General features: G+C 70.1%; 5 protein-coding genes. 2 read left to right on the top strand and 3 right to left on the bottom strand.

What is annotated here, in order from left to right; all coding sequences use genetic code 11:
- From Q0C12_RS14330 to Q0C12_RS14320, 3 genes are all read right to left on the bottom strand, one after another.
- On the bottom strand, nt 1–389 hold a 389-nt coding region (locus Q0C12_RS14330), incomplete at its 3' end, for a cbb3-type cytochrome c oxidase subunit I (RefSeq protein WP_290891367.1).
- A gap of 26 nt (nt 390–415) precedes the next feature.
- Entirely contained in the window at nt 416–1,300 is an 885-nt protein-coding gene (gene coxB / locus Q0C12_RS14325) for a cytochrome c oxidase subunit II (protein ID WP_290891365.1), read from the bottom strand.
- Between the two features lie 18 nt (nt 1,301–1,318).
- Nucleotides 1,319–1,825 (bottom strand): DUF2244 domain-containing protein, encoded by a 507-nt coding sequence (locus Q0C12_RS14320; protein ID WP_290891363.1) that lies wholly within the window; start codon nt 1,823–1,825, stop codon nt 1,319–1,321.
- Between the two features lie 182 nt (nt 1,826–2,007).
- Between Q0C12_RS14320 and putA the strand changes: the two genes are divergently transcribed.
- Nucleotides 2,008–5,217: a bifunctional proline dehydrogenase/L-glutamate gamma-semialdehyde dehydrogenase PutA gene (gene putA / locus Q0C12_RS14315; protein ID WP_290891361.1), complete on the top strand. Its 3,210-nt coding sequence runs from the start codon at nt 2,008–2,010 to the stop codon at nt 5,215–5,217.
- A 56-nt stretch (nt 5,218–5,273) separates the two neighbouring features.
- The coding region (locus Q0C12_RS14310; protein ID WP_290891359.1) for an AAA family ATPase at nt 5,274–6,488 on the top strand (1,215 nt) is incomplete at its 3' end.

Genomic DNA, 6,488 nt, shown 5'->3' with positions numbered 1-6,488 from the left:
ATCAGCAGCAGGGTGAAGGCGAACGGCATGATCCAGAAGGACCAGTTGTTCATGCGCGGCAGGGCCATGTCGGGCGCGCCGATCATCAGCGGGATCATCCAGTTGGCCAGGCCCACGAAGGCGGGCATGACGGCGCCGAAGATCATCACCAGCGCGTGCATGGTGGTCATCTGGTTGAAGAACTCCGGCTCGACCAGCTGCAGGCCGGGCTGGAACAGTTCGGCGCGGATGACGAGCGCCATCGAACCGCCGATGAAGAACATCACCAGCGAGAACACCAGGTACAGGGTACCGATGTCCTTGTGGTTGGTGGAGTAGAACCAGCGCTGGAAGAAGCTCTGCTTGTGCTCGCCGTGGTGGTCGGCGTGGGCGACGTCGTGGTTAGCCATGATTCTGTGCCTCTCTCGGGTTCTGCTCAGCCCTCGCCGCCCGCGTCAGCGGGGGCGGTGGCAGCGATGCGGGCGGCTTCGGCGAGGTCGCCGGCCTTCTGGGCGGTCAGCCAGGCTTCGTACTCGGCGCGCGGGACGGCCTTGACCACGATCGGCATGAAGCCGTGGTCCTTGCCGCACAGCTCCGCGCAGACGCCGCGGTAGGTGCCGGGCTCGCGGATTTCCGTCCAGGCCTCGTTGATGATTCCCGGGATCGCGTCCTGCTTCCAGCCCAGGGCCGGCACCCACCAGGCGTGGATGACGTCGTCGGCGGTGATCACGAAGCGGATCTTGGTTTCGGTGGGCAGCACCAGCACGCGGTCGACTTCGCGCAGGTAGTGCGGCGCGGTCTCGGCGGTCGGGCGCTCGCCGCTCTGGCGGATGCGGTCGGACTCGCGGTCGAGGCGGGAGATGAAGTTCACGTCCTCGCCGACGATCTCGTAGCGCCACATCCACTGGTAGCCGGTGACCTTGACGGTCATCTCGTGGCCCTTGGTCTCGTACTGCTCCATCACCTTGGTGGTGGCCGGCACGGCCATGACCACCAGGATCAGCACCGGCACGACGGTCCAGATGATCTCGAGCTTGGTCGAGTGGGTGAAGCTGGTGTCGGGCACCGCGCCCTTGGACTTGCGGAACTTGAACATCGCATAGCCCATGGCGCCGAAGACCACGATGCCGATGGCAACGCAGATCCACAGCATCAGCATGTGCATGTCGTAGGCGTTCTCCGCGGTGCGGGTGACGCCCTCGGGCATGTTGAGCTGCCAGCGGACCGGCTCGCTGGCCCAGGCCAGGGTGCTGGCCAGGCCGGCGGCGAGGCCGACGGTGATCCGGGCGACCCCGGACCGGGTGGCGCGCGCTGCTTTCATCGCTGCATTCATCCGAACTTACCCCAACGTATGATTTTCGTTCCGGTCCCGGCCCGAGGCCGATGCCAGTAATCCTTTCAACTGCACGGCGAGGTCGCGGCGCTCCTCCTGCGAGAGGAATGCCCCGACTTCCACCTGCCGGCCCTGCGAGCCCAGCAAAACCCGCTCCCGACCTTCGCCGCCATCCACCGACAGCCGCACCCAGTAAGGATGCGCGCGGAAGGCCGGTTCGGCCTGCGCCGAGCGACGGACCTCGAGATGGCGCTCGTCGAGCGCGATCTCTTCGTACCGATCGCCCTGGCGCCACACCCATCGCAACACCGCCGCGATGAAGGCCGCGTCCACCAGCGCGAACGCCGGGGCGAACACATTGCCTTGGGCGAAGGCGTAGCCCGCCACGATGAAGGTGGCCAGCGACAAGGACGCGAACAGCCCGGCGAACTGGCCCGCACTCAGCGCGCGCCTCGGGCGGAGCACCAAACGGGCTCCGGGACCTGACGGCAGCGCTGCGACGAGCTCGATCACGCGGGAGGCTTGCGACCAGCTTCGGAAAACCCGCGAATTTTACCGGCCCACGCGCAGGCCCGGCAAGCCAAATCGGCCCCCGGACCGCCAGCTTCGTGAAGGATGCCCGCTTCCGCGCCCCCCGCCGGGGCACTAGAATCCGCGTTCTCGCGCAGACCCGCGCCGCCCCGCCCTGGACCCCCGTGACCCCGATCCTGAGCCCCGAACTGCCCGGCCCGCCGTCGGAACTGCGCGCCCGGATCACCGCCGCCTTCCACCGCGACGAGGCCGAACACCTGGCCGGGCTGCTGGACCAGGCCCGCCTGCCGCCCGCCGAACAGGCCCAGGTGCAGGCTACCGCCGTGGCCCTGGTGCAGCGCACCCGGGTGCGCGCCGCCGATCCGGGCATGGTCGAGGCCTTCATGCGCCAGTACGACCTGTCCAGCGAGGAAGGCGTGCTGCTGATGTGCGTGGCCGAGGCGCTGCTGCGCATCCCCGACCGCGCCACCGCCGACAAGCTGATCCGCGACAAGCTGGGCGAGGCCGACTGGGACCGCCACGTCGGCCAGTCCAGCTCGGTGCTGGTGAACGCCTCCACCTGGGGCCTGATGCTGACGGGCCGCATGGTGAACCTGGCCGAAGAAACCCGACGCAACGCCATCGGCGCCTTCCGCCGCCTGGTGGGCCGGGCCGGCGAGCCGGCCATCCGCCTGGCCGTGCGCCAGGCCATGCGGATCATGGGCCACCAGTTCGTCATGGGCCGCACGATTGCGGAAGCGTTGGAGCGCAGCCGCAAGGGCGAGCAGGCCAAGTACCTGTATTCGTTCGACATGTTGGGCGAGGCCGCGTTCACCCAGGCCGACGCCGACCGCTATTTCGCCGCCTACCGCGACGCCATCGGCGCGATCGGCGCCGGCGGGCCGTACCCGGACGTGTTCGCGGCCCCGTCCATCTCGGTGAAGCTCTCGGCCCTGCACCCGCGCTACGAGCTGGCCAAGCGCGCCCGCGTGCAGGCCGAGCTGACCCCGCGCGTGCTGGAACTGGCGCGGCTGGCGAAGTCGCACGGCATCGGCTTCACCATCGATGCCGAAGAGTCCGAGCGGCTGGAGCTGAGCCTGGACGTGATCGGCGGCGCCTTCGCCGACCCCTCGCTGGACGGCTGGGAGGGCTACGGGCTGGCCGTGCAGGCCTACCAGAAGCGCGCGCCGTTCGTGATCGACTACCTGGCCGACCTGGCCCGCCGGACCGGCCGCCGCATGCCGATGCGGCTGGTGAAGGGCGCGTACTGGGATTCCGAGGTCAAGAAGGCGCAGGCCGAAGGCTACGCCGGGTATCCGGTGTTCACGCGCAAGGCCAACACCGACGTGAGTTACCTGGCGTGTGCGCGGCGGATGCTGGCGGCGGCGGATGCGGTTTATCCGATGTTTGCCACGCACAACGCGCAGACGATTGCGGCGATTCATCATTACGCCAAGAGCAACCCCTCTCCCCAACCCCTCTCCCCGGAGGGGAGACGGGCTTCGGAGCCGGGGGTTCGGTTCGAGTTCCAGAAACTCCACGGGATGGGCGACGACCTGTACGCCGAGGTGATTCCGGCGGACAAGCTGGGCGTGCCCTGCCGCGTGTATGCGCCGGTGGGTTCGCACGAGGACCTGCTGCCCTACCTGGTACGGCGCCTGCTCGAGAACGGCGCCAACTCCAGTTTCGTCAACCGCATCGCCGACGAGTCGCTGCCGCCCGAGGACCTGGTCGCCGACCCGGTGGCGGCGGTGGACGCGCTCGACAGCAAGCCGCACCCGCGCATTCCCGCGCCGACCGATCTCTACCGCTCGCAGGGCGAAGACAGGAACAACTCCATGGGCGCCAATCTCGCCAACGACGACACCCTGGCCGCGCTGGCCAGCCAGATCAACGCGGCCTTGAAGCCGTGGTCGGCCACGCCGCTGGTGCCGGGCGCCGGCGCCACCGGCGCGGCCAACGCCGTCACCAATCCCGCCGACCGCCGGGAGAAGATCGGCCAGTGGACCGGTGCCGATGCCGCCACCGTCGAGAAGGCGCTGGCCAATGCCGTCGCCGCCCAAGACGGCTGGGACCGCCTGCCGGCCGCCAGCCGCGCCACCATCCTGGAGCATGCCGCCAACCTGATGGAGCAGCGCATGCCCGAGTTCCTGGCGCTGTGCGTCAAGGAAGCCGGCAAGTCGATGTCGGCCTCGGTGGCGGAAGTGCGCGAGGCGGTGGACTTCCTGCGCTACTACGCGCTGCAGGCGCGCAAGCTGTTCGGCGCGCCGGAGAAGCTGCCGGGCCCGACCGGTGAATCCAACGAGCTGTGGCTGCACGGCCGCGGCGTGTTCGTCTGCATCAGCCCCTGGAACTTCCCGCTGGCGATCTACGTGGGCCAGGTGGCCGCGGCGCTGGCCGCCGGCAACAGCGTGATCGCCAAGCCGGCCGAGCAGACCACGCTGACCGCCTTCGTGGCGACGCAGCTGCTGCACGAAGCCGGCGTGCCCAGGGACGTGCTGCAGTTCGTGCCCGGCGACGGCGCCACCGTCGGCGCGGCGCTGACCAAGGACCCGCGCGTGGCCGGCGTCTGCTTCACCGGCTCGACCGAGACCGCCTGGGCCATCAACCGCTCGCTGGCGGCGCGCAATGCCTCGATCGCCGCGCTGATCGCCGAGACCGGCGGCCAGAACGCGCTGATCGCCGACTCCTCGGCCCTGCCCGAGCAGCTGGTGAAGGATGCGATGGCCTCGGCCTTCGACTCCGCCGGCCAGCGCTGCTCGGCGGCGCGCGTGCTGTTCGTGCAGGCCGACATCGCCGACAAGGTGATCCACATGCTGTCGGGTGCGATGGACGAGCTGGTCGTCGGCGACCCGGCCCTGCTGAGCACCGACGTGGGCCCGGTGATCGACGAGGACGCGCGCAAGATCCTGGCCGACCACGCCGAGCGCATGGACCGCGAGGCGAAGCTCATCAAGGCCGTGCCGCTACCCGAGGCCACCGCGCACGGCAGCTTCTTCGCGCCGCGGGCGTACGAGCTGAAGTCGCTGTCGCAGCTCACCCGCGAGGTGTTCGGCCCGGTGCTGCACGTGATCCGCTACGAGGCTTCGCAGCTCGACGAGGTGCTGGCCGCCATCAACGCCACCGGCTATGGCCTGACGCTCGGCATCCACTCGCGCATCGACTCGACCATCGAGAAGATCTCGCGCACGGTGAAGGTGGGCAACTGCTACGTGAACCGCAACCAGATCGGCGCGGTGGTCGGCGTGCAGCCCTTCGGCGGCGAAGGCCTGAGCGGCACCGGCCCCAAGGCCGGCGGTCCGCACTACCTCCTGCGCTTCGCCTCCGAGCGTACCCTGACCGTGAACACCACCGCGGCCGGCGGCAACGCCTCCCTCCTCACCCTCGACGAATAGCCCTCCCACGGGGCGGGGTTGTGGCAGGCTAGGCATCCCCTTCCCCGCGAGGCGCCATGTACCTCGAGCACTACGGCCTCACCGAGCCGCCGTTCTCGATCACCCCGGACCCGCGCTTCGTGTACCTGAGCGAGCGCCACCGGGATGCCCTGGCGCACCTGCTGTTCGGCATTGGCCAGGGCGGCGGCGGCGGCTTCGTGCAGCTGACCGGCGAAGTGGGCACCGGCAAGACCACGCTCTGCCGCCTGCTGCTGGAGCAGCTGCCCGAGAACACCCGCGTGGCGCTGGTGCTGAACCCGCGCGTGGATCCGGTGGAGCTGCTGCAGACCATCTGCCAGGAGCTGCGCATCAAGCTGCCAGCCAAGCGTACCAGCCAGAAGGCGCTGGTGGATGCGCTCAACGCCTACCTGCTCGAGGCCTATGCGCAGGGCCTGCGCGTGGTGCTGATCATCGACGAGGCGCAGAACCTCAGCGTCGAGGCGCTGGAGCAGGTGCGCCTGCTCACCAACCTCGAAACCGACACCCAGAAGCTGCTGCAGATCATCCTGCTCGGCCAGCCCGAGCTGCGCGAGCTGCTGGCGCGCGAGGACCTGCGCCAGCTCGCCCAGCGCATCACCGCGCGCTTCCACCTCACGCCGCTCGACGCCGGCGAGCTCGAGCACTACCTGCGGCACCGCTACGCCGTGGCCGGCGGCCAGCGCTTCCCGTTCACCAAGCTGGCGGTGAAGCGCATCCACCAGCATTCGGGCGGCGTGCCGCGGCTGGCCAACATCATCGCCGAGCGCGCGCTGTTGGCCGGCTACGCGCACGACGAAGCGCAGATCGGCGAACGCTGGGTGGACCGCGCCGCGCGCGAGGCACTGGCGCCGCGACTCTCGAAGCTACCGAAGTTGAACGCCGCGCACGGCGTGGGCGCGGTGATCGCGCTGGCGGCGCTGGGGTTCTGGCTGTGGCCGGAGCGGCCGGCGCCGACGCCCGCCGAAGTGGCGCCGGTGGCTGCACCGGCGGCGGTGGTCGAAGAGGTGGTGCCTTATCTTCCGGGCGATGCGCTCGACCAGCGCATCGCCCTGGCCGGCGACGCCGCGGCACCGGCCTGGCGACAGCTGCTGGGGCTGTGGACCGTGCGCGCGCAGGAAGCCGCGGTGGCCGACGCCAGCCGCTGCCCGCCGGTGGTCGCGCCCGGGCTGTACTGCCTGCGCGGCCGCGCCAGCCTGGACAAACTCAGCGCGCTGGGCCGCCCGGCGCTGCTGCGCCTGGCCGGACCCGACGGC

The organism is Arenimonas sp. (assembly GCF_022842045.1).
Taxonomy (GTDB): domain Bacteria; phylum Pseudomonadota; class Gammaproteobacteria; order Xanthomonadales; family Xanthomonadaceae; genus Arenimonas.
Note: the sequence above shows the minus strand (reverse complement) of the source record. Positions and strands in the feature narration are given on the sequence as shown.

Excerpts from the sequence above, each read along its gene's own strand:
- coxB (WP_290891365.1), bottom strand. The coding sequence starts at position 1,300 with ATGAAAGCAGCGCGCGCCACCCGGTCCGGGGTCGCCCGGATCACCGTC.